The sequence below is a fragment of the Bacillus stratosphericus genome, assembly GCF_020524495.1.
In the GTDB taxonomy this organism is placed as follows: domain Bacteria; phylum Bacillota; class Bacilli; order Bacillales; family Bacillaceae; genus Bacillus; species Bacillus stratosphericus_B.
In genome coordinates this window covers 1-501 of the sequence record NZ_JAIVLB010000109.1, presented here as the reverse complement: position 1 = coordinate 501, position 501 = coordinate 1, and the positions used below count along the sequence as shown (strand labels likewise).

Here is a 501-nt window from a genome sequence, read left to right as displayed (position 1 = left end):
AATCTCAACGTCCCTCAAAGGGATGATTAAAAAGGAGGTAAACACATTGGAGACAACTGAAAATCCATACAAATCAGGACCAGTTAAAGAGTGGATGATGTCCGAAGATGAACTAGCAGCTTACAGACACAAGCATCCACCAAAACCATATAAAAAGAGACTCAAAAAGAAAGACTGGCGTTGGAAGCGCACAGATCAATCCGTTGAGCCTCAGTGGTAGAATTCACATCAGTTCAATGTGAGTAATTAAACCTAGGAACCTTAATTATATCACATTGGAGTGAAGATTGTGAATAGACCACAGACTATCTCATTAACAAAAAACGAACCTTTCACAACATTAGTCGAACAAGGAAAGGTACAAGTGATCGTGCTGGATGGAATCAACAACACAGCACATTGCATAGATGCGCCTGAGCATGGTCACACAATCATTGAAACGATCAAAGGAAGTTTTGACCGAGTTAGATTTGATTTCAGTTATAAAACTAAACGATAGCA

2 protein-coding genes are annotated in these 501 nt (G+C 39.1%); both read left to right on the top strand.

Going from position 1 to position 501, the window contains the following annotated elements; translation table 11 throughout:
- Nucleotides 1-220, top strand: a 220-nt coding sequence (locus LC033_RS16735) for a hypothetical protein (protein ID WP_226570377.1), incomplete at its 5' end; no start/stop codon positions are given.
- A 69-nt stretch (nt 221-289) separates the two neighbouring features.
- Nucleotides 290-499 (top strand): XtrA/YqaO family protein, encoded by a 210-nt coding sequence (locus LC033_RS16730; protein ID WP_226570376.1) that lies wholly within the window; start codon nt 290-292, stop codon nt 497-499.
- Nucleotides 500-501: the final 2 nt, after the last annotated feature.